This window comes from Sunxiuqinia dokdonensis (assembly GCF_001270965.1).
Lineage (GTDB): Bacteria > Bacteroidota > Bacteroidia > Bacteroidales > Prolixibacteraceae > Sunxiuqinia > Sunxiuqinia dokdonensis.
The window spans coordinates 14,649-39,080 of the sequence record NZ_LGIA01000148.1 but is presented as its reverse complement, the minus strand read 5'-3'; the positions used below and the strand labels follow the sequence as shown (position 1 = coordinate 39,080).

21 protein-coding genes are annotated in these 24,432 nt (G+C 43.8%); 12 read left to right on the top strand and 9 right to left on the bottom strand.

The features are described 5' to 3' along the window. The first annotated feature begins 107 nt into the window (after positions 1–107). The 3 genes from NC99_RS09095 (at position 108) to NC99_RS09085 (ending at position 3,860) form a co-directional block, all read left to right on the top strand. On the top strand, positions 108–605 hold the full coding sequence (locus NC99_RS09095; protein WP_053182637.1) for a YkgJ family cysteine cluster protein: 498 nt from the start codon (positions 108–110) through the stop codon (positions 603–605). A 129-nt stretch (positions 606–734) separates the two neighbouring features. Beyond that, positions 735–3,491: a glycoside hydrolase family 2 gene (locus NC99_RS09090; protein ID WP_053182634.1), complete on the top strand. Its 2,757-nt coding sequence runs from the start codon at positions 735–737 to the stop codon at positions 3,489–3,491. Between the two features lie 21 nt (positions 3,492–3,512). Beyond that, positions 3,513–3,860: a DsrE family protein gene (locus NC99_RS09085; RefSeq protein ID WP_053182631.1), complete on the top strand. Its 348-nt coding sequence runs from the start codon at positions 3,513–3,515 to the stop codon at positions 3,858–3,860. Positions 3,861–3,902: 42 nt separating this feature from the next. Here NC99_RS09085 and NC99_RS09080 read toward each other — a convergent pair whose 3' ends face one another. After that, positions 3,903–6,983 carry a PAS domain-containing protein gene (locus NC99_RS09080; protein WP_053182627.1) on the bottom strand — a complete coding sequence of 1,027 codons (3,081 nt, stop codon included), beginning with the start codon at positions 6,981–6,983 and terminating at the stop codon, positions 3,903–3,905. Positions 6,984–7,427: 444 nt separating this feature from the next. On the opposite strand from NC99_RS09080, the gene tpiA reads away from it, so the two are divergent. Together tpiA and prmA are read left to right on the top strand one after the other, a co-directional pair. After that, a complete protein-coding gene (tpiA, locus tag NC99_RS09075) occupies positions 7,428–8,186 on the top strand; it encodes a triose-phosphate isomerase (RefSeq protein ID WP_053182624.1) in 759 nt (252 codons plus the stop codon). A 75-nt stretch (positions 8,187–8,261) separates the two neighbouring features. Next, positions 8,262–9,092, top strand: coding sequence for a 50S ribosomal protein L11 methyltransferase (gene prmA / locus NC99_RS09070; protein WP_157624730.1), 831 nt, complete (start codon positions 8,262–8,264; stop codon positions 9,090–9,092). Positions 9,093–9,107: 15 nt separating this feature from the next. Here the strand turns inward: prmA and NC99_RS09065 are convergent, their stop codons facing one another. The 3 genes from NC99_RS09065 to NC99_RS09055 form a co-directional block, all read right to left on the bottom strand. Continuing rightward, entirely contained in the window at positions 9,108–9,830 is a 723-nt protein-coding gene (locus NC99_RS09065) for a DUF3307 domain-containing protein (RefSeq protein WP_162231186.1), read from the bottom strand. A 5-nt stretch (positions 9,831–9,835) separates the two neighbouring features. Further along, a complete protein-coding gene (locus tag NC99_RS09060; RefSeq protein WP_053182615.1) occupies positions 9,836–10,486 on the bottom strand; it encodes a helix-turn-helix transcriptional regulator in 651 nt (216 codons plus the stop codon). Positions 10,487–10,562: 76 nt separating this feature from the next. Next, on the bottom strand, positions 10,563–11,072 hold the full coding sequence (locus tag NC99_RS09055) for a metallophosphoesterase family protein (RefSeq protein WP_053182610.1): 510 nt from the start codon (positions 11,070–11,072) through the stop codon (positions 10,563–10,565). Between the two features lie 128 nt (positions 11,073–11,200). Between NC99_RS09055 and NC99_RS09050 the strand changes: the two genes are divergently transcribed. The 4 genes from NC99_RS09050 to NC99_RS09035 all read left to right on the top strand — a co-directional run bounded on the left by NC99_RS09050 (position 11,201) and on the right by NC99_RS09035 (position 14,317). Further along, a complete protein-coding gene (locus NC99_RS09050; protein ID WP_053182607.1) occupies positions 11,201–11,695 on the top strand; it encodes a SixA phosphatase family protein in 495 nt (164 codons plus the stop codon). A gap of 129 nt (positions 11,696–11,824) precedes the next feature. Next, positions 11,825–12,526 (top strand): 16S rRNA (uracil(1498)-N(3))-methyltransferase, encoded by a 702-nt coding sequence (locus tag NC99_RS09045; protein WP_053182605.1) that lies wholly within the window; start codon positions 11,825–11,827, stop codon positions 12,524–12,526. A gap of 109 nt (positions 12,527–12,635) precedes the next feature. Next, entirely contained in the window at positions 12,636–13,571 is a 936-nt protein-coding gene (locus NC99_RS09040; protein ID WP_053182601.1) for a DUF368 domain-containing protein, read from the top strand. Continuing rightward, the gene (locus tag NC99_RS09035; RefSeq protein ID WP_053182598.1) at positions 13,568–14,317 is read left to right on the top strand and encodes a shikimate dehydrogenase family protein; all 750 of its coding nucleotides are present in this window, start codon (positions 13,568–13,570) and stop codon (positions 14,315–14,317) included. The genes NC99_RS09040 and NC99_RS09035 overlap by 4 nt, the downstream gene beginning before the upstream one ends. Positions 14,318–14,326: 9 nt before the next feature. On the opposite strand, the gene NC99_RS09030 is transcribed toward NC99_RS09035, so the two are convergent. The 4 genes from NC99_RS09030 to NC99_RS09015 all read right to left on the bottom strand — a co-directional run bounded on the left by NC99_RS09030 (position 14,327) and on the right by NC99_RS09015 (position 20,957). Further along, on the bottom strand, positions 14,327–15,328 hold the full coding sequence (locus NC99_RS09030) for a cell envelope integrity protein TolA (protein WP_053182595.1): 1,002 nt from the start codon (positions 15,326–15,328) through the stop codon (positions 14,327–14,329). Next, complete coding sequence (locus NC99_RS09025; protein WP_053182593.1) at positions 15,328–15,738, bottom strand: ExbD/TolR family protein; 411 nt, start codon at positions 15,736–15,738, stop codon at positions 15,328–15,330. The genes NC99_RS09030 and NC99_RS09025 overlap by 1 nt, the downstream gene beginning before the upstream one ends. Before the next feature lie 5 nt (positions 15,739–15,743). Beyond that, positions 15,744–16,451 (bottom strand): MotA/TolQ/ExbB proton channel family protein, encoded by a 708-nt coding sequence (locus tag NC99_RS09020; protein ID WP_053182590.1) that lies wholly within the window; start codon positions 16,449–16,451, stop codon positions 15,744–15,746. 150 nt (positions 16,452–16,601) lie between these two features. After that, positions 16,602–20,957, bottom strand: a complete 4,356-nt coding sequence (locus tag NC99_RS09015) for a translocation/assembly module TamB domain-containing protein (RefSeq protein ID WP_204374955.1) — start codon at positions 20,955–20,957, stop codon at positions 16,602–16,604. 128 nt (positions 20,958–21,085) lie between these two features. Here NC99_RS09015 and tsaD point away from each other — a divergent pair, with 128 nt between their 5' ends. The 3 genes from tsaD to NC99_RS09005 all read left to right on the top strand — a co-directional run bounded on the left by tsaD (position 21,086) and on the right by NC99_RS09005 (position 23,509). Beyond that, positions 21,086–22,123 (top strand): tRNA (adenosine(37)-N6)-threonylcarbamoyltransferase complex transferase subunit TsaD, encoded by a 1,038-nt coding sequence (gene tsaD / locus NC99_RS09010; protein WP_053182583.1) that lies wholly within the window; start codon positions 21,086–21,088, stop codon positions 22,121–22,123. A 137-nt stretch (positions 22,124–22,260) separates the two neighbouring features. After that, the gene (locus NC99_RS22560; protein WP_262509306.1) at positions 22,261–22,389 is read left to right on the top strand and encodes a hypothetical protein; all 129 of its coding nucleotides are present in this window, start codon (positions 22,261–22,263) and stop codon (positions 22,387–22,389) included. Between the two features lie 142 nt (positions 22,390–22,531). Continuing rightward, positions 22,532–23,509, top strand: coding sequence for a CobW family GTP-binding protein (locus NC99_RS09005; protein ID WP_053182581.1), 978 nt, complete (start codon positions 22,532–22,534; stop codon positions 23,507–23,509). Here NC99_RS09005 and NC99_RS09000 read toward each other — a convergent pair. Then, on the bottom strand, positions 23,486–24,412 hold the full coding sequence (locus tag NC99_RS09000; RefSeq protein WP_053182578.1) for an AEC family transporter: 927 nt from the start codon (positions 24,410–24,412) through the stop codon (positions 23,486–23,488). The two genes, NC99_RS09005 and NC99_RS09000, sit on opposite strands and share 24 nt — an antisense overlap. Between the last annotated feature and the right edge of the window lie 20 nt (positions 24,413–24,432).

Sequence of the window (24,432 nt, the reverse complement as noted above, 5' to 3'; positions counted from 1 at the left end):
ATGATTGTGAATAATAAGGCGGATTTGTTAACAGTGAACCAGCGTGTTTCAACCCGGTTTTAATGCGCTGCCCAATTTTTCCTACCTTTGCCCCGAAGTTCAGAACCATGACAGATTCAGAAAAAAAATACCACCAATTCCGGAAGCAGGTCGATCAACTAACAGACAAACTTTCCACCACGCATCAAAAACATCTCGCCTGCAAGAAGGGCTGCGACTTGTGTTGCATGGACTACCAAGTATTTCCCATCGAATTTGAGGCGATAAAACAAGCGCTAAAGGACCAACCTGTGGAGATGCAGGAATCAGTTGACGGCAGTTGCATTTTCCTGAAAGATCACGCCTGCCAGATTTACGAACACCGCCCCGTAATTTGCCGAACACATGGCTTGCCACTCCTTTTTATGAATGATGACCAATGGGAATTGTCGGCTTGCGAACTGAACTTTACCGAGTTCGACGATGACGACTTCACGCCCGAAAATACCTTTCCCCAAGACAAATTCAACAGCCAACTGTTCATGCTAAATAAGGAATTTCTAAAAGAACACGAGCTTCCTTACGGCGAATTCGACCTGATCCCGATTCACAAATTGAAGGGATGAAGGATTGAGGGATTGAGGCATGGCAATATCCAATTTAGCTCGGTCCAAATTCCGTGAGAGCAATAATTTCTTTATCTTGCATGCACTCGCTTTCGGGCGTAATTGTACTGAAAACCTAAACCATTTCGCATGAAACTGTTCACACTACTCTCACTCGTCCTACTTTCCCTATCTACAATGGCGCAACAAACCGAAACAATCTATTTGTCAGGTACCGGTGCCGAAAACACCGTGAATTGGGACTTTTATTGTTCTGAAGGCCAGAACTCGGGTGAATGGACCAGCATCCCGGTTCCGTCGTGTTGGGAACAGCAAGGCTTTGGCAGTTACGATTACGGGCACGTTCCTTTCGAAAAACGGATGAACGAAACCGGGCGCTATCGCTACCGGTTCAATATCCCTAAAAGCTGGAAAGATAAGGAAATCGCGATTGTTTTTGACGGGGTGATGACGGATGCCGAAGTGAAAATTAATGGAAAACTGGCGGGACCAATTCACCAGGGAGCTTTTTACCAGTTCAGGTACGACATTACCAAACTGCTCAATATTGGCCAGGAAAACCAGCTTGAAGTGTTTGTTAAAAAACATTCCGACAACGAATCCGTTAGCCTGGCCGAACGTAAAGCCGATTTCTGGATTTTTGGCGGTATTTTCCGTCCCGTTTTTCTGGAAGCAAAACCGAAAACAAATATTCATCGTGTTGCCATTGGCGCACAAGCCAATGGCGATTTCAAGGCGGATGTTTACCTTACGAATGCAAAAAATGCATCACAAATCCGGATCGATATTCAAACCCTGGCGGGCGAAACAGAAGCTTCATTTAGGTCAGACATAACGGGTCACGTTTCGCGGGTCTCCGGAACCTTTAACAATCCGCAAACCTGGTCGCCGGAGTTTCCGAACTTGTACCAAGCTGTTTTCAATCTTTTGGATAAAAACAAGCAGGTGATTCACCGGCACACCGAGCGCATTGGTTTCCGCACCGTTGAAGTGCGCGAAAGCGATGGCATATATTTGAATGGCGTGAAAATAAAAATGCAGGGCGTAAACCGCCACACCTTTCATCCCAAATTTGGGCGAACATCATCAAAAGACTTGAGCATCACCGCTGTTAATCTCATGAAAGACATGAACATGAACGCCGTGCGCATGTCGCATTATCCGCCCGACAAGCATTTTCTGGAAGTGTGCGACTCGCTTGGACTGGTGGTTATTGACGAGCTTACGGCCTGGCAAAAACCATCATACGACGACGTGGTGGGTCGAAAATTATTGGAAGAAATGATTGCCCGCGACGTGAATCATCCATCAGTCATTATTTGGGCCAACGGGAATGAAGGCGGTGAAAACAACAGCTTGAACGACGACTTTGCCGAGCTGGACATTCAGCAACGAATCGTCATTCATCCATGGCAGGATTACGAAATGACCAACACCTTGCACTACATCGACTACGACTATTTGTCGCTGGACGGATTCAGCAAGCGAAAAATTTATTTTCCCACAGAATTTCTGCATGGCTTGTACGACGGTGGGCATGGCGCCGGGCTGGATGATTACTGGCTCAGGATGTGGAACGACCCGCTTTGCGCCGGTGGCTTCCTGTGGGTTTTTGCCGATGAGTCGGTTGAACGCACCGACGGCGACAACGAGTTGGACAGCGATGGCAACCATGCTCCCGACGGAATTCTTGGGCCATATAACGAAAGGGAAGGCAGTTTTTTCACCATTAAAGAGATCTGGGCGCCCATTCAATTTGAAAAGCGTTACATCACACCAAATTTCAACGGTGTTTTCAACATCGAAAACCGTTATTTTTTCACCGACCTCAGCCAGTGCTCCTTCGCTGCTGAGTGGGTCAGTTTTTCTGGTCCGGGCCAAAGGATTACTGAGATTATTGACTCGACAGAAAAGCTTAAACTTAATCTCGCTCCGGGTAACAAAAGTCAAATGCAGGTGAAATTGCCGGCCAACTGGCAAGCGCTTGACGCGCTCCGAATAACGGCGGTTGATCCCCACGGACGGCACATAAACACCTGGACCTGGCCGGTAAAAAAAGCGCAAGTGAAAGCGCAGGAACTTCTGACTGAAACTTCCGCATTAAAACCCACGCTTGACGAAACAGATTCAGATCTGACGGTCACCGCCGGCGAGATCACCATTTCATTCGAAAAAACGAATGGCACCATCACCGAAATAAAAAAGCAAGGGCAACTAATTCCGCTGTCTAACGGGCCATTGTTCGTAAGTCGCGAAAAAACGGTGAAGCATTTTAGCACTTCATTCGTAGATAATAATTTACGAATTGAAGTGACCTATGAAAACGCCGACTACGCGAAATGGACGATTGATGGCCATGGACTCGTTGATTTGGAAGTGGCTTACGAACCGACGGGCCGCAGTCAGTTTGCCGGAATCACGTTCGATTTTCCTGAAGACAATGTCGCCGGGATGAAATGGCTGGGCAATGGACCTTACCGCGTGTACAAAAACCGGATGAAAGGTGTGAACTTCGGACTGTGGGAAAAGGCATACAACAACACGATAACCGGCGAATCAGGCTTCATTTATCCGGAGTTTAAAGGGTATCATTCTGAAGTCTATTGGGCTGAAATTGAAGGAAAGGACAATTTAGGATTTACTGTGTATGTGCGCAGCAACGACATTTTCCTGCGTATGCTTACACCCGACGAACCCGCAGCACCAGCAAGAACGAAACTGGAGTATCCGGCTGGAGATATCTCTTTTCTTCACGGAATTAACGCCATTGGAACAAAATTTAAGGGCCCGGACAATCTCGGCCCTCAATCAATGCCAAATCAATTTAGTTCTGCAAAAATGGATGGAGGAAAACTGACCATGAGATTGACTTTCGATTTTAACTGATTTCCAAAACTTTAATTGAAGATGAATACAAACACGAATAAGATTGTGGTTTTATGGACAAGCGGCGATCCTGAAGTGGCCGAGAAAGTTTGCCTCATGTATACCGAAGCCGCCAAAAAAAATAGCTGGTTTGAACAGGTGGTGTTGGTCGTTTGGGGTCCATCGGCTAAATTGCTGAGCGAAAACCCAATGCTTCAGACCAAAATCAAAGCCATGCAAGAATTGGGAGTTCAGGTAGAAGCCTGCAAACGCTGCACCGATACGTATGGCGTGACCGCTCAGTTCGAAAAAATGAATATTGACGTTAAAGGCATGGGCGAAGAGCTAAGCGACTATTTAAAAGATGGCTGGCATTCACTCAGCTTTTAATACAGGATTCGGGCTTGTAATTCAGACGATTGGATCTTTTCACTAATCAAAATTAAGCACCTCCATCAGGTCGTCAACCCGAAAAGGCTTTGCAAGAAAAGCATCCATTCCGATTTCCAAACAATATTCAACATCCTCCTTCATGGTGTTGGCAGTCATGGCAATAATCTTTACCGGACTTGTGACATTGCTCTGCCTTTCGATTTCCCGGATCTGTTTGGTCGCTTCTATGCCGTTCAGTACTGGCATTTGTATATCCATCAAAATAAAGTCAACCTGTTCCTTCTGAAACTCTTCAACAGCTTGTTTTCCGTCATAGGCCAAAGTAATATTAGGGCAAATTCCATCGATCGAATGCAAGGCTACTTTCATATTCACCGGGTTGTCTTCAACAATCAGAATCCGCTTGTGCTGTAAATCGGACTTCAGCACTTCAATCTCCTGATGTATTTTCTCCTTACTTTTGGGTTTACCCATCACCGAAGCAATAACTTGGTACAGCTGTTGCAACTTCACTGGTTTGTTCAGGTAAAAATCAAAATCAGATCCTGATAAATCGTTGCGGTTAATGGCATCGGTGACTGATGAAACCATAATTATTCGAAGTGATTTGAGATCACAAATTTCTCTGAACCTTCGGGCCAGCTCAATACCATCCATCTCGGCCATTTGAAAATCCAACAGCGCAAAATCAAGCGAAATGCCCTTGTCCCTCAACCTGGCAATTTCGGCCAACGCTTCGTCACCGCCAGATGCCTCATGAACATTCACTTTCCAACTTTCAAGATATTCCCTGAAAATGTTTCGGTTCGTCTTGTTATCATCAACAACCAAGGCGTGTAAGTTTTCGAATGAAACACTTTTCAGCCTAAAGGAATTATTCTTGCCTTTTGTTTCTTTAAATTTCAAGCGAAATGAAAATTCAGCTCCCTGACCCGCTTCGCTTTTTAGTTCGATTTTTCCGCCCATGGCCGCCACCAGTTTCTGGCAAATCGCCAAGCCCAATCCAGTACCGCCAAACTTCCGGGTAGTGGAACTGTCGACCTGGCTAAACGACTGAAATAATTTGTCCTGATGAACTTTGGGGATGCCGATCCCAGAATCCTTGACGGCAAACAGCAACTCGTGCTCGTCACCTATTGTCTGAACCAATTCAGCCGATACGCACACCTCTCCTTTGGCCGTAAACTTGACCGCATTGTTGGATAGGTTCGTAATGACTTGCTTCAATCGCACATAATCTCCAGAAATATATTCGGGAATATTCGGGTCAACATAGGTTAAAAAGTCGAGTGATTTTTCATTGGCCTGGATAATCTGCACATCGGCCACCTCTTCAACAACGGTGCGAATATTTACAGGAGCAAACTCCAACTCCATTTTCCCGGATTCGATTTTTGAAAAATCCAAAATATCATTAATAATCGACAGCAGGGTTTGCCCTGATTTAATGATAACGTCCAAATAGTCTCGTTGGAAAGGAACAAGATCGGTGCGTTTTAAAATGTCGGCCATGCCAATCACTCCGTTCATTGGCGTTCTGATCTCATGTGACATATTGGCCAAAAACAGGCTCTTGGCTCGATTGGCATATTCGGCCTTTTCCTTGGCTCGATTTAACTCTTGCCTGGCCAATTCCTCTTTGGTAACGTCACGCGATATGCCGACAAGCCCTATTACCTCTCCTTGGTCGTTCCTAATTGGCACTTTTGTAACAGAAGACCACACGGTAGAACCATCCGGATTAATTGTCTTCTCAATGTCGTTAATTTGCGGGATCCCGGTTTTAAGAACAGCTCTTTCCCGTGCGTACAAATCCTCTGCAATCTCCTTCGGGAAAAAGTCAAAATCGGTTTTCCCTATAATTTCCTGTTCATCTTCGATTCCAAACGATGTAAAATGGGCTTTATTAATTCTAACAAATCGAGACTGCGTGTCTTTAAAATAAATCCTGTCTGGAATATTATCCATCAGTGACTTCAAAAGCTCTTGCTCATGCCTGAGTTCTTGTTTGAATAAATGTTCCGCAGTCACGTCGCGGCTAAGTCCAACCAAACCGATGCAGGCACCGGTTTCGTCTTTCAAAGGAATTTTGGATGCAGTAACATACCGATGTCCAGTGGCCGTTTTAATATACTCCAACTTATTGATCAACGGTTTTCCATTTTTCATGAGCTCCTGCTCGTCTAAAAAAGCTTGCCGGGCATGATCCATATCGAAAAAGTCGAAATCCGATTTCCCAGTGGCAGCCTCCGGATCATTCAACCCAATGGTCTGTGCCTGAGATTTGTTGATCCTGAGAAAATTCGAATCCCGATCTTTAAAATAAATTGTATCCGGAATATTATCCATCAACATTTGCAAGAAATGCTGTTCATCCTTTAAGCTCTTTTGAATTTGAACCTGATCGGTAATCCGCTCGTACAGCCCCATAACCGCAATCACTTCTCCAGTAGAATCTTTCACCGGAATTTTACTTTTACGCAAAATATCAACATCGCCACTCGCAGTAACCTCCTCGTCTTCGTAATTCAACAACGGCCTGCCCGACCGGATGACCTCTTTATCCATGTTCCTGTTGTTTGCAGCTACATCAGCGGGATACAAATCAAAATCGGTGAGGCCAACCACATCGGCCGGACTACTAAAACCCCGATCGTTACAAAATATCTGGTCACAGCCCAGGTAATTCAAATTTTTATCTTTCCAGAAAAGGGCAATGGGAATGTGATGAATGATTAAATCAAGAATTTTTGCTGAATGGACCGCAACCGGCCTTTTCAAAATCTCATCATTGAACAAGGAAAGAAACCGGGCATCAGTAAAACTCTCAGGCAAAAAGTGCGTTTGCGCACCTGATAGAATATCAGGGTTTGTTGTTCCGCCCACAATAATTTTTGGAACATCCAAAGCGTTTATATCATTCTGTTTTGAACCCGAAATAATCTGAAAATAATCAGACGCATGAATCAAAATCGCAGTTGGAGTAGTATGAGCAATGGCTTTTACAACCAGATCATAGCTACTAAAACACGAGAAGTTTATCTCTTGCAAATCATTCATTAAAGGAAGAAATTTCTGATAACTAAATTCGCTCCCCAACAGAACAAAAAGACGGTCCATATCTCTAAAATTTTGTTCAGCGGCTAAAAATACTGAAATATTTAAAACTTTGATTTGTTCATTTTGACAGGCCCTCCCCTTCAATAAAAAACAAAAAATAATACAGGCTGATAATAAACCCCTTACTATGATGTAAAAGAATACAATCTGAATTCAGAACTGAGCTAAACCTGTTGAAAAACACATAATGGATATCGTGCTGGCTTCGAAAACTCACTTTAGTTTTATTAAAAACCAGTTCTCCGGGCTTCTTTACAACTGATTAAATATCAACTAAAATAATCTTCAACTTGCATACGTTCGACGAATCATTTCAACACAGAAAAACCGGTTTAACCAAAAGTTAAATTCTAAATCAACGATTGAATATATAGCTGCGTTGATTTCCTTTTTCTTAATTTTGCACAGAAATATTGAATCACTATCCATCAAAAAAATAAAAAAATGAGAAAAAAAGTTGTTGCCGGTAACTGGAAATGTAATACAACCATTCAGGAAGGTGTTGAATTGGCGAAAGCTGTAAACGAATTGGTAGCTAAAGAAGGTGCCAAAGATGTTGTAGTTGTGCTTGGAACGCCATTTACGCACATTACCAGCGTAGTTAATGCAGTTGACACGAGCAGGATTGGTGTGTCGTCGCAAAACTGTGCGGCCGAGGCTAAAGGTGCGTTTACCGGCGAAGTTTCAGCAGCGATGGTCAAATCAACAGGTGCCGAATATGTAATATTAGGCCACTCTGAAAGACGCGAATACTACGGTGAAACCAGCGAAATTCTGAATAAAAAAGTGGCACTGGCACTGGAAAATGGCTTAACGCCAATATATTGCTGTGGCGAAGCTTTAGATATTCGTGAAGCCGGAACTCAAAACGACTTTGTAAAAACCCAATTGGAGGAAACGGTTTTTAATCTTTCTACTGAAGATTTTTCAAAAATCATCATTGCTTACGAACCAATTTGGGCCATTGGAACTGGTGTAACTGCAAGTTCGGAGCAAGCTCAGGAAATGCTGGCTTTCATTCGCGGATTAATTGCTGACAAGTTTGGCGCTGCGGTTGCCGAAGAAACTTCAATTCTGTATGGTGGAAGCTGCAGCCCGAAAAACGCCAACGAACTTTTTGCCAATCCTGACATCGATGGCGGACTCATTGGTGGTGCATCGTTAAAAGCTGAAGATTTTCTGGCTATCATTAACGCATATTAGTAAGACGATAAAACGAACTATGAATTGGGCCATCTGGTTTTTGCCGGGTGGCTTTTTTTATTTTTGAAAGAAAAAATGAAGTACACAAAAGCCACATTCAGGCTATTGCCAGATAACGAAACCAACCGCGAAATTTTAATCGCTTACCTTTCACAGCTCGATTTTGAAAGTTTTGATGAAACGGAGGATACGGTGGACGCCTTTTTTCCTGTTGACAAAGTGGCAACTCGTGATATTAGCGCTTGTCTTGCCGATGTTCCGTTTCAAGTTGATTTTTCGAAGGAAGAAATGCCAGACATCAACTGGAACGAAGAATGGGAAAAAAACTATTTTCAACCTCTGCTGATCAATAACCAGGTGTTGATTCGTGCGCCGTTTCATCAAGAATATCCCAAAGCTCAGTACGAAATTGTAATTGAGCCGAATATGGCCTTTGGAACTGGCAACCACGAAACCACCAGCCTGATGATGGAACATCTTTCGGAACTCAATCTGGAAGGACAAACGGTGCTGGATATGGGTTGTGGCACAGGAATTCTGGGAATCTATGCGTCGATGCTAGGGGCCAAAAGTGTTACGGCTATTGATATCGATAATTGGTCGTATGAAGCAACCGTGGAAAATTCGCGCCTGAACAGGATCAGCAATCTCACGGCTTCTATCGGTGACGTGAAGCTGTTACAACTGCAAAGATTTGATGTAATTCTGGCAAACATTCAAAAAAACATCATCCTTCAGGATATTGAAAGATATACCTCGGTTTTGGACGAAGGTGGATTATTAATCGTTAGTGGGTTCTACGAAAATGATTTGGAAGACATTCTAGGACGAGCTTCGGAATTGTTGCTGACAAAAATCGAAATAAAGGAACGGAATAAATGGATTGCCTGCGCCTTTCAAAAGTAGTTCGATTTAGATAAACTAGAACACGGAGTTTGCAAGGAGTCCGGTTAAAATAGCGAGGGTAAAACTGATAAAGGTGCCAATCAACACGTACTCCGATATTAGCCGGGCACTATCTTCGCTTTTAACGGAAATTCGCAGAATGGATTTGGCTGCAATTAAAAATCCAATGGCTTGAAATTGTGCCGTTAGTACGAAAGTCAGCACCAGAACACGTTCCAGAATTCCGATCCACTTTCCGGCATTTTGCAAACCTGGCTCTACATGCTGTTTAATTTGAATCTGCCAACGCTTTGTTGCCAGATTAACGATAATCATAGATGGCCAGATAATAAAAAGATAGGCAAGCAACACAACAAGAAACTCGGGAGTTGAAACTAAACTTGCACATGTTGCCCACCACTGGACGGAGTATCCACCAACGATGGCAATAATAGCACCAATAGCAAGGATATGAAAGAACTGGTCTGTCAAAAACCAAACCAGTTGGTTAATTTTAGGTGGCATGAAATAAATTTTGGCTAAATCAATCAGGTAGTGAAACAAGAATATGAACACGGGAATTTGCCACGAAAAATAGTCGAGCGTGAAAACTACAGATACGGCCGTAACCACCAATACATGCAAAAATAATTTTAGTGATTTAATTCCGTGCTCATTTTTATCTTTCACCCACGACCCGGGTTGCAACAAAAAATCGGCAAGTAAATGAGCGATTAATAGTCTGATAAATAAAATCATTGCCATTATATTTTCTCGATAATTTGAAGAAAACGAGTATTCATTTTCTCGATTAAACTCCATCGGGCGAGCTGAATTCGGCTGCTAACCGACGGTTGCGACAAATTCAACAAGCCTGCAATTTCTGTTTGCTTAAAACCCTGAACAAGATAATAAATAACCTCAGCCTGTGCCAGTGTCCAGCCATCAAAAAGGTTGTCCAAAAAAGCACAAGACAATTCAAGCTCTTTATTGTATTCCTCGTGGCTGGTGGTTATAACAAATGTTTGTTTTTTCCTTTTCATCTGATCAAGCGCCCTGCCGGAAAGTACAAATGGTTCCTCCATCGTTTTCCCAATGTTTTCGGGGATTGTTTTCGACAGGCCAACGGCCAGGGAAATTCGAATATCAATGGTACCTTTTCCTTTTTTATCCTTTAAGCCTACTTGCTTTTTTTTGAAATATGATTTCAGAAAAATGGCTTTGAAAAATGAATTTCGGATCTCTGCTGTCATCAACTGAAAGCTGTCTCCTCGGCTCGATAATACGGGTTCTCCGCGATTAACCAAATAATTTCCGGCCGGTTCTTCAAGTACGTGCATCGTATCAATAAATGCATGTTCTTCAAACTTTGAAGAATTTATAATGTCTGCTGATATAACGGCAATCTTTTCCATAGCCCAAAAATAGCTACATTATTCTATATTTGCAATTTATTAATCATTTATTCTATATTCTACAATTATAGATCAATCATTCTATTTTTAACTTTGCTCGCTCAAATTCCAAAACTTCCAAATCTTTGATATTACCGCCGTCAATTTTGAATCGTACGGCGGTACAAACATGATGAAATCCATTATTTCCTGCCGCTCCCGGATTGATATGCAAGCAATTGATTTTCTTATCGTGTATTATTTTAAGAATATGTGAATGACCAGAAATAAAAAGCTGGGGCGGACTGGAGTAGATCATTTTTTTTATTCGTGGGTCATATCGTCCGGGGTAGCCTCCAATATGGGTCATAAGCACATCAACTTCTTCACAAAAAAAACGAACATTCTCAGGATACATGCGGCGCAAAACATGTCCGTCAATGTTTCCATAAACTGCACGAAGTGGTTTTAGGCTCAGTAGTTTATCTGCTACTTCTTCTGTACCAATATCACCGGCATGCCAAATTTCGTCTACTTCTTTAAAAAAACGAATGATTCGTTCGCTTAGGGTGCCATGGGTATCTGATAGCAATCCAATCCTCTTCATCAATAAATTTTATTAGCGCTTGAGCTACGAAAATAGGGTAATTTTGCCTGAATAATTGTTTCTTTATACCGAACTTTTAATTGACATCTCAGTTTTAAAATTAATTCTAACATAGAAATACTGATCAAATGAAAAGAGTTGTGATTGTTCGCCATGCGAAAGCGGTGCCATATGGTTATGATGATGATTTTAACAGAAAGCTACGGGATCGGGGTAAAAATGATGCGAACCAGATTAGTTTAAAATTAATCGGCGATGGGATTAAAGCTGATCTTATTATTTCAAGTCCTGCCAAAAGGGCTTTAAAAACAGCTGAAATTTATGCTGAGAATTTTCGTTATTCAATTCATTCAATCCAAATAGAGGAAGATTTATATGAGGGAATGACTACCCAGGAATTTGTTGATCTTTTGCGTGAAATTTCAGAGGAAGTACAAACTGTTTTTGTTTTTGGTCACAACCCGCTGGTTTATCATCTTACCAATAATCTAGTTAAGTTATTCAACAGTGATATGCCGACCTGTTCAACTGTCGCGGTTGATTTTGATGTTGAAAGTTGGAAAGAGGTTTCCGCGCGAGGTGGAGATTTGGCATTCCACCTCACACCCAGAATGCTAAAATAGCATGGTGTTTAAAATATTGACAACCTAGCTTTCTCCCCGGAAAATCAGATTTGAAATTCCGGGGATTTATATTTTGTGCTGTTTCTTTCTGCCGAACTGTGATTGACTATTTTTGTAAAAACAATTCTTATGCAGCTATTTTATACGCCAGGCATCACCGGCCCAATTTTCTACCTCGACGAAACAGAATCAAAACATGCTGTTCGTGTTTTGCGACTTGCGAATGGCGACAAAATCGAATTGGTTGACGGCAAAGGAAACTTTTTTGAGGCTCAAATAGTCGATGCGCATCCAAAAAGGTGTGGAATTGAAGTCACAAAAACGGTGAGCGGGTTCAACAAACGAAATCACTACATCCATCTGGCGGTAGCACCAACAAAGAATATTGATCGTTTTGAATGGTTTCTTGAAAAAGCCACAGAAATTGGAGTGGACGAAATTACACCAATCTTATGTGATCATTCGGAACGAAAAGTGATAAAAACCGAACGGCTTGAGAAGGTAATTATTTCAGCCATGAAACAGTCGTTAAAAGCTTACTTGCCAAAATTAAACCCACTAACTCCGCTAAAAAAAGTACTTGAATCGGACTGGGACGGCAAGCGTTTTATCGCGCATTGCTATGACCAGGACAAGCGGGAACTCAAGAATGAATTGGCCTCCAGTCAATCCAACTTAATTCTGATTGGCCCTGAAGGCGATTTCTCCGAAGAGGAAATTGAAATAGCCATCCGGAACGGATTGATCCCGGTTAGCTTGGGCCAAAGCCGCTTGAGAACCGAAACCGCTGCTGTTGTAGCCTGTCATACGGTCAACCTGCTCAAATCGTAGTCTCAAACTGACCGATATTTTATTAAAGTCAAATTCAATTAAAAAATTCATCAGCGCTTTCAATTTCCTAATTCCTGACCTATTTTTGCTTTTCATCAAAAAAACGAATATGAACCGAACATTAAAAGAATATTTCTTGCTCACATTGAAAGGAATGGGCATGGGCGCTGCCGATGTTGTTCCCGGGGTTTCCGGAGGAACCATTGCTTTTATCACCGGAATTTACCAGGAACTAATTAACTCGATAAAATCCGTCAACTTCAACTCGTTGAAATTATTTTTCACCGGTAAATTCAAAGCTTTCTGGAATGAAATAAATGGCAATTTCTTATTCGCCGTTGTGCTTGGCATCGGCATTAGCATATTATCGTTGGCCAAAGGATTGGAGTACTTACTCAATCATCATCCTATATTAATCTGGTCTTTCTTCTTTGGATTGATCGTAGCTTCTGCGATTTATGTTGGAAAGGATATTGGCCACTGGAATACGGCGACTATTTTTGCGCTTGTTGCAGGTGCTGTGATTGCTTATTTTATCACTGTAATTACTCCGGCTGAAGCGCACACCAGTTACATCTTTGTTTTTTTATCTGGTTCTATCGCGATCTGCGCCATGATTTTACCGGGCATCTCGGGTAGCTTTATTTTGGTGCTTCTTGGCATGTACAAATTTATTCTGGGTGCTGTTTCGAGCTTCAACCTGCCAGTTATTGCGGTATTTATGACTGGTGCCGCTATCGGGATTGTGTTGTTCTCGAACTTACTCAGCTGGCTGCTAAAGCGCTTTTATGACTTAACCATTGCCTTGCTGGCCGGTTTCATGATTGGCTCGCTAAACAAAGTGTGGCCATGGAAAGAAGTGATTGAGACTTTTATCGACCGCCATGGGGAAGTGAAACCGCTTTTGGAACAAAACGTTTTGCCTGCAAACTACGAAGCAATAACCGGTCATTCGCCGCAACTGCTAGGTGCTGTCAGTCTGGCCATTGCCGGATTTGCTCTTATTTTTATTGTTGAAGGAATATCGAAGCGCTTACAGAGATGAAAACATACGGACTAATTGGATATCGACTGGGGTATTCTTTTTCGAAGGGATTTTTTCAGAATAAGTTTGAAAAGGAAGGATTGACGAATCGCGAATACCTGAATTTTGAACTGGACCAGATCGACGATTTTCCGGCTATTTTCCAAACGAACGATCACATTGCCGGTCTGAATTGTACCATTCCGTACAAACAGGCCATCATCCCTTTTCTTGACGAAATCGATGAACAGGCGGCAGAAGTCGGGGCAGTGAATACCATAAAAATAATCCACGACAACAACCAGATCAAACTAAAAGGATACAACACCGACTGCTACGGTTTTGAGCATTCGATATTACCGATGTTGACAACCAAACATCAAAAGGCCTTGATTCTGGGTACAGGTGGCGCATCAAAAGCAATCAAATATGTGCTGAACAAACACAAAATCGATTTCATTTCTGCAACAACAAAAAACGAATTGGCGCCAAATGAGTTGAGTTATCATCAAATTGATGAACGGATACTAAAAGAGCATCTGATTATTATCAACGCGACTCCACTCGGCACTTATCCCAAAGTCGACAACTGCCCCGCAATTCCTTATGAGTTTCTAACGTCCGATCACGTTCTTTACGATCTGGTTTACAATCCGGAAGAAACCTTATTTATGAAAAAAGGGAAATCGAAGGGGGCAGCAACTAAAAATGGATTGGAAATGCTTCACCTGCAAGCCGAAAAAGCTTGGAAAATCTGGAAAGAATAAGACTCGTTTTTATTTCAATCGGAAATTGTAAACAATGGTCCCCCGCTGAACGGCCTCAGCTGAGGGACCTTCTTCAAAACGGGTTTTCCTTGCAGCTTCTTCGGCAGCTTTCCAATAATGAGCACTGGAAATTGTAGATCCACGCGCTATCGCTTCTGCACTAATAACTCTGCCAGATTTGTCAACCCGAATCGTCACAACAACTTTACCTTCTTCTTCGCCTGGGTGATTAGGTTCAATTCGATTTATGGGTAAGCGCCCACCCAAATCATATGAAATCCCATCTCCTTGTCCGCCTCCATCCATATAATTATTGGAGTTGGCCGAACCATTGGGCGAACCCTGGTTTCCTCCAGAGGAAGTAACTCCCTGCCCGGTGCTTTCAGAATCGCTCGTTCCGGCGCCACCTGCACCAAACGCATTCGATGCCCGATTATTAATCTCCGCAATTTTTTGTTGTTCAGCTTCCTTACGCTTGCGTTCCTCTTCTGCTTTTCGCTGGCGTTCAGCCTCTTCGGCCAGTCGCTGGCGTTCCAACTCGGCCTGGCGCTGACGCTCGAGTTCAACTTGACGTTGCGCTTCTTGTTCTATTTTTCGCTGCCGCTCAAGCTCTTCTTGCCTTTTTTTATTTTCCTGCTCCTGCAAACGCTTTTTTTCTTCGGCCTGCTTCTTTTTGGCTGCATCAATCGCCACGGTTTCCTCAAAATCCTGGGTCATCACTTCCTCCTTCACCTCGGGCTGCGAGGCTGCCGGAGTGGGCGGTGGTGGCGTAACAGGCGGTGGAGTAACCTCTTTTTTCTCTTGAACAACAGGTGGAGAAGTTTGGCGGCTGGGTGCAGGTTCCTGCGGTCCACTGCCTTGTTCGGAATTGCCAAAGTTGACAAGAATTCCTTCTTCGCCCGGCAATGGAAGTGGGGTGAAAAATCCAAACAACAAGAGCAAAACCAGAACAATCACGTGAAAAATAATTGTCCCGACAAATCCCTTTCTATGTTCTGCAAGGTAACTCATTAACGTCCTTCCGGCGCGGTGGCCAAAATCATTTTATATTTATTCCGTTTGGCAATATTCATCACTTTAACAACTTGCTCAATCGGAACTGACTTATCAGCATGCAACGACACATAAGCCTCCGGATTGTCGCCAACAGCCAATTGCAGCGCAGGTTCTATTTCGTGAAATGCGACACGTTCAACTTCGCCGCCAGTATTGACAAAATACTTCAAATCAGCTGTGATTGAAACCGTGGTCATCGGTTTTGCAGCCGTTTGATTGTTACTTTGGGGCAACAGAAGTTTCAATGCATTGGGAGCAATTAAAGTGGAAGTCACCATAAAGAAAATCAGCAACAAAAACACAATGTCAGTCATGGAGGACATGCTGAAACTGGCATCAACTTTATTTCTTCGTTTTAGGGCCATTGCGATTATCTTGCTGGTTCATTTAAAAGATCAAGAAATTCGGAAGTTGCTGCTTCCATTTTAAAGATTACCTTCTCAACATTGGCAACCAAAATATTGTAGGCAAAATAAGCGATGATACCAACGGTCAATCCAGCAACTGTTGTAACCATAGCCTGATAAATACCTGATGACAGTAGGGTGACGTCGATATTACTACCGGCGTTTGCCATGTCGTAAAATGCCTGGATCATTCCGATTACAGTTCCAAGGAAACCGATCATAGGCGCACCGCCCGCCACGCTGGCCAATACCGGCAGTCCTTTTTCGAGCTTGGCAATTTCGAGGTTTCCAACCGTTTCAATCGCGGAATTGACATCGGTCATTGGACGTCCAATCCGGCTGATCCCTTTCTGAATCATGCGGGCCGTTGGGTTGTCCTGCGAACGAGCCAGCGACAAAGCAGCTTCGATGTTGCCCTGCGAAATGTAATCTTTCACGCGTTCAAGTAATGTATCGTCGACCTTTCCGGCCTTTTTAACGGCAAAATACCGGTCGAAAAAAATGAACACCGCAATCAATGAAAGCACCAAAATCGGTATCATAATCCAGCCACCTTTTAGCGCCAAATCAAAAAAGCGGGTAACAATCCCGTCTTGTCCTGCTGACTCTGCCATCACATCAAGACTATCGGCAGCTGCACCTGAAACTTGCAAAAAAATATATCCAAACATAAATTTCTATTTAGAGGAACACATAAAAAACGAGGTATAAAAGCATTTATTACACCCCTCAAAAATAATGAATATTTACAAAGTTGCTACTCCACAAAGCAACATCAGAATCTCTGTTCTGACCGGCAGCTAAGATACAACTTTCATGCCTCATTCCTCGTCCCGGATACCAAACAATCGCTTCATTTTATTCCAGAGCTCATTGAAATTATCATAGTTTTCGCGGTACGAAATACCAATACCCTGAGTATAAGGCGAAGTTTCATAAATCAGGTTGTTATTTGAACGGTTATAGGCTTTCAGTTGAAGCTTACCATTGTTGGTCAGTTTTACGTTCAAATCAAAATCGCCAACAATGTTGTTATTGTTCGATCGGGCCGTATTCGTTGCGCTGTTGTTGCCAATGTTTCCATTGAGGGTGACCCGGTCGTTAAAAATTTGCGTACTCAAAGCCAACTCAATCTCATCGTCCGACATTTGATTTCCGGGCCGGTAATTCACCCCAATGTCGAAATCGTTGCTGATTTGCGAAAGCCAGTTGCTCAACTGATTGGAGAATAGCTCGCTGGCTGTTGAGCCAACCACATTGGAATTGGAAGCCTGGTAAGAACCACGAAGGTATTCGGGCGTGTAAAAACGCCCCAAAACCAAAAGCGACAGAATTTGCCGGTTCATCTCCTCTTCGGTACTGACAAATTGTTGTACCTGATCTTTAATCCGATCCTCCGCTGTTGGAAAATTAATATCGAAAGCGATTGACGGATTATTCAGGTTTTCAGTCAGAAAGATTTCGCAAGTCACCGGAATGCGCTGCGAATAGTCAATATCTTCAACCGAATTGGGAAACAGCTCGGTTAACGAAGCCTTTAACCGATAAATAGCTTCCAAGTCGATCGTGGCATCATACGGATCACCATTCCACCGGATTGTTCCTCCGCTGGCAATTTCAAACTTCTTATTGATTACATTTTGAAGGGTGAACAAGTAGTCGCCCTGTTCTACCCGATACTCTCCAAACATGGTAATATTGAAATCCGGGTCAATCCGAACCTGCAAATCGCCTGTTCCCCGCGATCGAATCATATCGCCAATCTGCGAATTATAAATCAGCTGGACAAGTGCATCGGGCGTCACGTCAAAATCGAAATTCATCTTAACATTCGATTTATCGGGTCGCGCTCTCCGATCCTGCGATTCGGCATCCTGCGTGTCGCTATTCACAAAATGAATGAAATCATATTCCTGCGCTTCTGCTTCATAATCCAACGAAATATTGATGGCGGTACCATTCAAGCTGGTTGCTGTCGATGTTAGATTGACATCCTTCCCGCGCCCGTTGATTTGCAGGACTCCGCGGGCGAAGGCTTTACCGTAAAACCGTTCGTTATCTCTGGCGGTCGTATTCATCGCCATCAAACGCGAAGTGCGTAAACTCAGGTCATAGCGCATGTCCTGAAAGTTATGATGCCGGATGGAGCCGTCAAAAACACCTTTGTTTCCCTGATAATCGGTAATTTGAATTTGGTCAAACACAATGGAGTCGGAGCGAAAACTAATGGTATCGCTAAAATAATAATCGACCTGAAGTGCCTTCATCGCCAACCCGGCATCCAATCCGAGCACATCACCATCAAGCAATATCTTCTCTGAGTTTCCATGAATCCACACATCGCCGGTTCCACGGCCACGTATATTCTGAAAACTATTTTGCAACACGGGCTGCAAGATGGTCAGGGACAAATCATTCAAACTGGCAAAAAAATCAATCGAATCGTTGGCCGGCGTATACGTGCCATAAGCATAGAAAGCCTGGTGATTTCTGCTGTCAATCTGCAATTCAGATTGAATTTCCTCCGACTGCCGATCCCATTTACTAACAATGCTGAGGTCACCAATTTCATGATCTCGAAAGCTCAAATCGCCGATTCTCAAATCCGATAAAAACAAGGCGCGTTCATAAACATCAAACACACTGGCCGAGCCATTCAAAATACCTTTTACTTCAATATTCTTTCGGGCCAGCGAGTTCAAGTGTCCCAAGTTCAAGTCATTCACCGTCAAATTCAACCGATCGCTGTTGTCTTTCGACACCACGCCATCCAAAGTAAACTGCTGGTTTTTGTTCGAAATTTGGAAGTTATCTACGGCTATTCTGGTTGAATCAATCGTAATCTGCGAAGGATGAACAGTCCAGAGGGTATCAGCGAGGTAAATCCGCGATGGTAAAATCTCCATTTCAACGTGGGTACGGTCATAACCTGTCTTCAAGAAATCGACTTGGGTCTCCAATTCGCCGCTGTAGGTTTGCGTATGAAAATTGTTCCACACCAATTTCGAATTCAGCCGGTCATCGGCAGCATCGGCCAAAATGGCCAGGTTGAAAATACTTTGGCTTTCGTTAAGTTGAAGTTCTTCCAGCCGATTCTTCAACTCAATTTTGTCGTTGGTGTGAACCGACAACGAATAGCCATTGAACACCAGGCCGCGATACTCCATTCTCGGAATATTGGCAACCAAATCAAGGGTCAGTTCCTCATCGTCGAAACGGCCATTAATCTCCGCCGGCCCTACATATAACTCCGGAATCAGCGTTCGTGTAATTGGCTCCATATCTTTCACCATCACCTCAAAATTGAACTGGTTCATGGTCATTCCCTCGTTAAGCTCAATTCCTGAAGACGGCAAATAGCGATGAATCAGATTTTTAAAACTTCCGCCCAGTGTCAGGAACGAATAGTTTCCGGCGATATGGGCATCAGCAAAATCGGAGCGAACCCGAAGGTGTGCTACGTCATCATAATACGTACTCACACTTAAACTATTCAGATCCAGCGTATCGTACTCATTGACGTATTGTCCTTCAGCAACCTGAATATTTCCATCCAGGTTATCGATGCTGTTTCCGGTAAAATTGGCGTTCAACATCATCGAAAGCAACGACTTGTCATAGCTGTGATCAAGATTGAGGGCAACGAGGTTGGCATGATCCAGGTTCAGTTCGAAATCGAATTCCGGAACAGCGGCATTGAAATCCAGTTTCCCAACAAAGCCAGCTTCGAGATTCGGATCATGAACCGTCAAATTCCCTTCAAATTTTCGATCCTGAACCGTGCCGTCAAGTGTCAGGTTCTTAAATTTGTAGTCATTAAAAATCAGGCTATCGGCAACGCCCTCAACCGCAACATTAAACGCCCGGCGAACTTTATGAAACGACCCGTTGACCTTCCCGTTAAAGGTAATCTGTTCGAACTTATCGTATTGCGTAAACTCACCCAACTCGAAATTAACCGTCTTTAAACTCCCATTGACTTTTAGCCGGTTTCCTTGCAGGGGCACAAAAGAAAGGTCGGTTCTTATTTCGCCAAAATTGGATCGAACCGTTCCGTAGGCAACAAAATCACTCAAAAAACCAGTAAAATTTCCTTCGTAATGAACAACCCCTGCATCGTGCAAAAGCGGTGAAAACTGCAAGTAATCCGATTGTGATGAATGGGGTAATTTAATCTGACTCAAATCCTTAAAATCGGCTGTCGAGCTTTTCAAATCGAGCGAAATGTAGGTTTGATCTAAATCGGGCAGGCCATTGGTATAAAAATCGCAAACCAAACGGGTATTCTCGCCAATGCTCATTTGCAAATCTTTGGCTTTCAAATCAGCAATGCTTCCATAGACCCGGCCCGAGAGGTCCATTTTCAAATCCATTCCCCGCACTGAAGGCACCAGCTGCCCCAGGTCCACAAAATCCAAAACCGTTTCCTTTAAATCGATATCCAGTTTTAATGAGGAAAAATCCTTACCCTCGTGCATTTCGGACTGATCAATGGTCACATCGGCATTGACAATAGCCGAATGTGGCGTGGCCACCCGAAGATTTTGGAGTTTTACCATATGATTGGATGAAACAAGCTTTGTACTTAACGAACTCAGTCGAAAGGCCCTGCGGTCGTCCAAACTCATGTTGTTGATGCTAAACGACAAGGAATCGTGGTGCAACACAAAATCACTCACATCTAAATGAACATCATACAGGTCAATGGTTCGCGGCTCCTCTGTTTTATAGTATGAATACCCCAAACGGGTATCGCTAAAAAGAAAATTCTGGCAAATAAAATCCCAGCTGCCTTGTTGCTTGTTGGAGCGCAGCGCATCGAAAATAAACTTGTAATTGGGCAAATTCTCCTCGGTGAGCGAAACAAAGAGTTTGGTCTGTTCCATATCGAGCGACGACAAGTTGATCATTTTTCGCTTCACACTCAAATCATCAATCGATGCGGCCATTCGACCCACATAAAACAAAGTGTCCTGCTGCTGATCTTCAATCAAAAATTCATTTAAAATAAGCTGATTGAAAAAGCGAATATCCACGCTTTTCAAGCTTATCCTCGTATTCAGCCGCTCCGACAGGTTATTGGCGATCTGCCTGACCAAAAAAGTTTGGACGACACTTGACTGGAAAGCCACATAAGCTCCCAGCATCAGGATGACCAGGATCCCGAAACCCCACAATACTATTTTAATCGATTTTTTGATATTTTTGTCCCTCGGCAATTTGAAAACAAAATAAACTAAATTCCACGTAAATCGTTAGGTTCAACAATTAAAATAATTGAATTCTTCGCTGAAAATTGGTTTTCATGAATAACAAAAAAGATATCATCATTTTAGGGATTGAGTCATCGTGCGACGACACCTCAGCCGCTATCATTCGGAACGGTGTTCTGCTGTCGAATATTATAGCCAGCCAAAAAGTTCACGAGGCCTACGGCGGCGTTGTACCCGAGCTGGCTTCGCGGGCACACCAGCAAAACATTGTGCCGGTGGTCGACCAAGCGATTAAGCAGGCCGGAATCAGCCGCGACGAAATTTCGGCTGTAGCTTACACCCGTGGCCCGGGTTTGCTGGGTTCGCTTTTGGTTGGAAGCTCGTTTGCCAAGGGCTTTTCGCTGGCTGCCGGAGTTCCTATGATTGAAATCAACCACCTGCAGGGGCATGTTTTGGCTCACTTCATTCAGGAAGAAGGCGTTGAATTTCGCGAACCCCGATTTCCACACCTCAATTTGCTGGTGTCCGGAGGAAATTCGCAGATCATTATTGTCAGGGATCATCTGGAAATGGAGGTGATTGGCCAAACTATTGACGACGCGGCCGGCGAAGCATTCGACAAGTGCGCCAAGGTGATGGGCATGCCCTACCCCGGAGGCCCGCTAATTGACAAACTGGCCAAGGAGGGAAACCCTAACGCATTCGAATTTTCAAAGCCGCGCATCAAGGATCTGGACTACAGCTTTAGCGGACTGAAAACAAGCTTTTTGTATTTCCTGCGCGACCAAATCAAGGAAAACGAAAACTTTATTGAAGAAAACCAGGCCGACTTGTGTGCTTCACTGCAAAAAACAATCATCGATATTTTGATGGATAAGCTGGTGAAAGCGGCCAAGCAAACCGGCATTAAAGAAATAACGGTTGGCGGAGGGGTGTCGGCTAACTCGGGTTTGCAAAATGCCCTGAAAGCCGAAGCCGAAAAACGCAAATGGAACCTGTTTATTCCCAAGTTTGCCTTCACCATGGACAATGCCGCCATGATTGCCATTACAGGCTACTACAAATTCAAGAAAGGACAGTTTGCCGCCCAGGATGCCGTTCCCTTTGCCCGAATGAGCATTAACGATTAGAGAGAAAGTAGGACGGGCGTGGTGAGGAGGAAAAAACACAGCCTGAGGAAAACTGCATGCTTGCGGAGGAAGCTTAAAAACATGTTGAGGAACATATAAAGCACGTTGAGGAAAGCAAAAAGCACGCTAAGGAACATATGAATCACTCTGAGGAAAGCGAAAAGCACGTGAAGGAACGTGGCAAGCAGGCTAAGGAATACAGAAAGCACCTCAAGGAGTGGAAAATGCGCCGCAAGGCATGGAAGAAACAGGCGAAACAGACTTAAACCTTGAATTTGGAATTTACAGCTTGTCGCTTAATCCTCAAAGCTAGCGCCAGTGGTTGGACAACTTGAAACCCGAAACCCGAAACTCGAAACTTGAAACTTGAAACCCGAAACCCGAAACTTGAAACTTTAAACTCGAAACTTGAAACTAGATAAAAAAATACCCGTCGTCATTGTCACCGGCTTTCTTGGAGCCGGAAAGACCACCTTTATCAACGAAGTCATCCGCAATCACCAGCACCTTAAACTGGCTTTGGTTGAAAATGAATTTGGCCAGCAATCCATCGATCAGGATTTGATTGTAGGCATGCGGAGCGAGAATATTTTCGACCTCAGCAATGGGTGCATCTGCTGCTCCATCTCCAACGAATTCTCCCTCACCCTGCTCGACCTGGCCGAAAAAGCCGGTGAAATTGATTACCTCCTGATTGAAACCACCGGCGTGGCTGATCTTTCAAATGTGATCAAGCCTTTTTATGCAGACCAGGAGTTGAAGGAGAAATATACGCTCGCGGGAAGCGTCTGCCTGGTTGATGCCCAAAACTTCGAGCAGCAAATGAGCGATCGCGAACAACAACTGCAGGTTATCCTGAGCGACCTGCTTATCATCAACAAAACCGACCTGGTTTCGGAAACCACCTTGGCCGAGATCACCAAAAGGCTTTCGGCCTGGAATGGAACCGCTGAAACAATCGCCACCAAATTTGGCAAAGACAACGATTTTCAGCTCGACAACTTTGCCGAAACCGTGCAGGGAAGGCTGGAACAGAAAATGGCCGAGCCTTTCATGTTTCGTTTGGTTGAATCGAAAAAGTACACCACCTTCACCCACGAATTTTCGGGCCATATCAAACTCGAGCGATTCAAATATTGGTTCGACTATTTTGCAGCCATTAACCAACTGCAGATCTACCGCATCAAGGGCATCCTCTTCACACACGAAAGCCCCAACAAAATTGTGGTGCAATCCGTTGGCGGTGGCACAAGCTATTCGGAGGGCAGCCTGATTATGCCAGGCGAAGCACCGAAAAACCGGCTTGTATTTATCGGGAAGGAAATTGATTTTGAACGAATCGCCTACGAACTAAACAAGTATCTAGCCAAGGATCTGAATCCATAAGGGAAGCGTAAAAACACTGAGCATCGTGCTCAACACCACCACCTTCGAGGCAAAAGTCGCGTTTAGCTTGTATTTTACCGCCAACACATAAGGGGTAAATCCCATGGGCATGGCAGCTTCCAACACGCTGGCCCGAATATCGAACGACACGCCAAAAAACTGGATGGCGCCATAAAATGCCAAAGGCAGAACCAGCAAAATAGCGATTGAAAACCCAGCCACCGGCAACCACTCCTTCAGCTTTCCAAAGGGGTGCGTGCCCAAGAACAAGCCCAGCGAAAATAAAACCACCGCGGTTACCGAGCTGGCAAACAAATCGAGCCCTTTGACCAAAACTTCGGGCACTTCAACTTTCAGAATGGTAATCAGCAAACCGAGCAACACGGCGATAAGTAATGGATTGCGCAGCAGGTTCTTCGCCACAACAAGCGGGTTGACATCGTGCTCGCCCATCACTTCAACCAAAACAATACCTAAAGTGAAAAGCCACAACAAATAGATGGCCGACAACAAGGTCGACTCAGCCAGAATTTCAAGCCCATAAACATTCATCAAAACCGGAATGCCCAGGTACGACACGTTGCCAAACGACAAGGCCAAAACCAAGGTGCGCATGGTATCGGTGTCCAGCCGAAACAATTTGGCCACCGGAAAAGCCAGCAGCATGCACAACACAATGTAAGCCGAATTCCAAGCCGCCAGGCCAATATATTCCGACAGCGGAACGTCGAGCTTAAACAAAGCCACCAGAATCAGTGCCGGAAAACCAATCCACAGGGCATAGTCGTTCAGCACGTCAATCCATTCTTTTTTAAATGATTTGGTGCGGCTGAAAACCAGACCAACAAAAACCACCAAAAAAAGCGGAAGGATGGTCGAAAATGACAACCAGTAGTTTTGCATGAGATCAGTCTAATTGAATC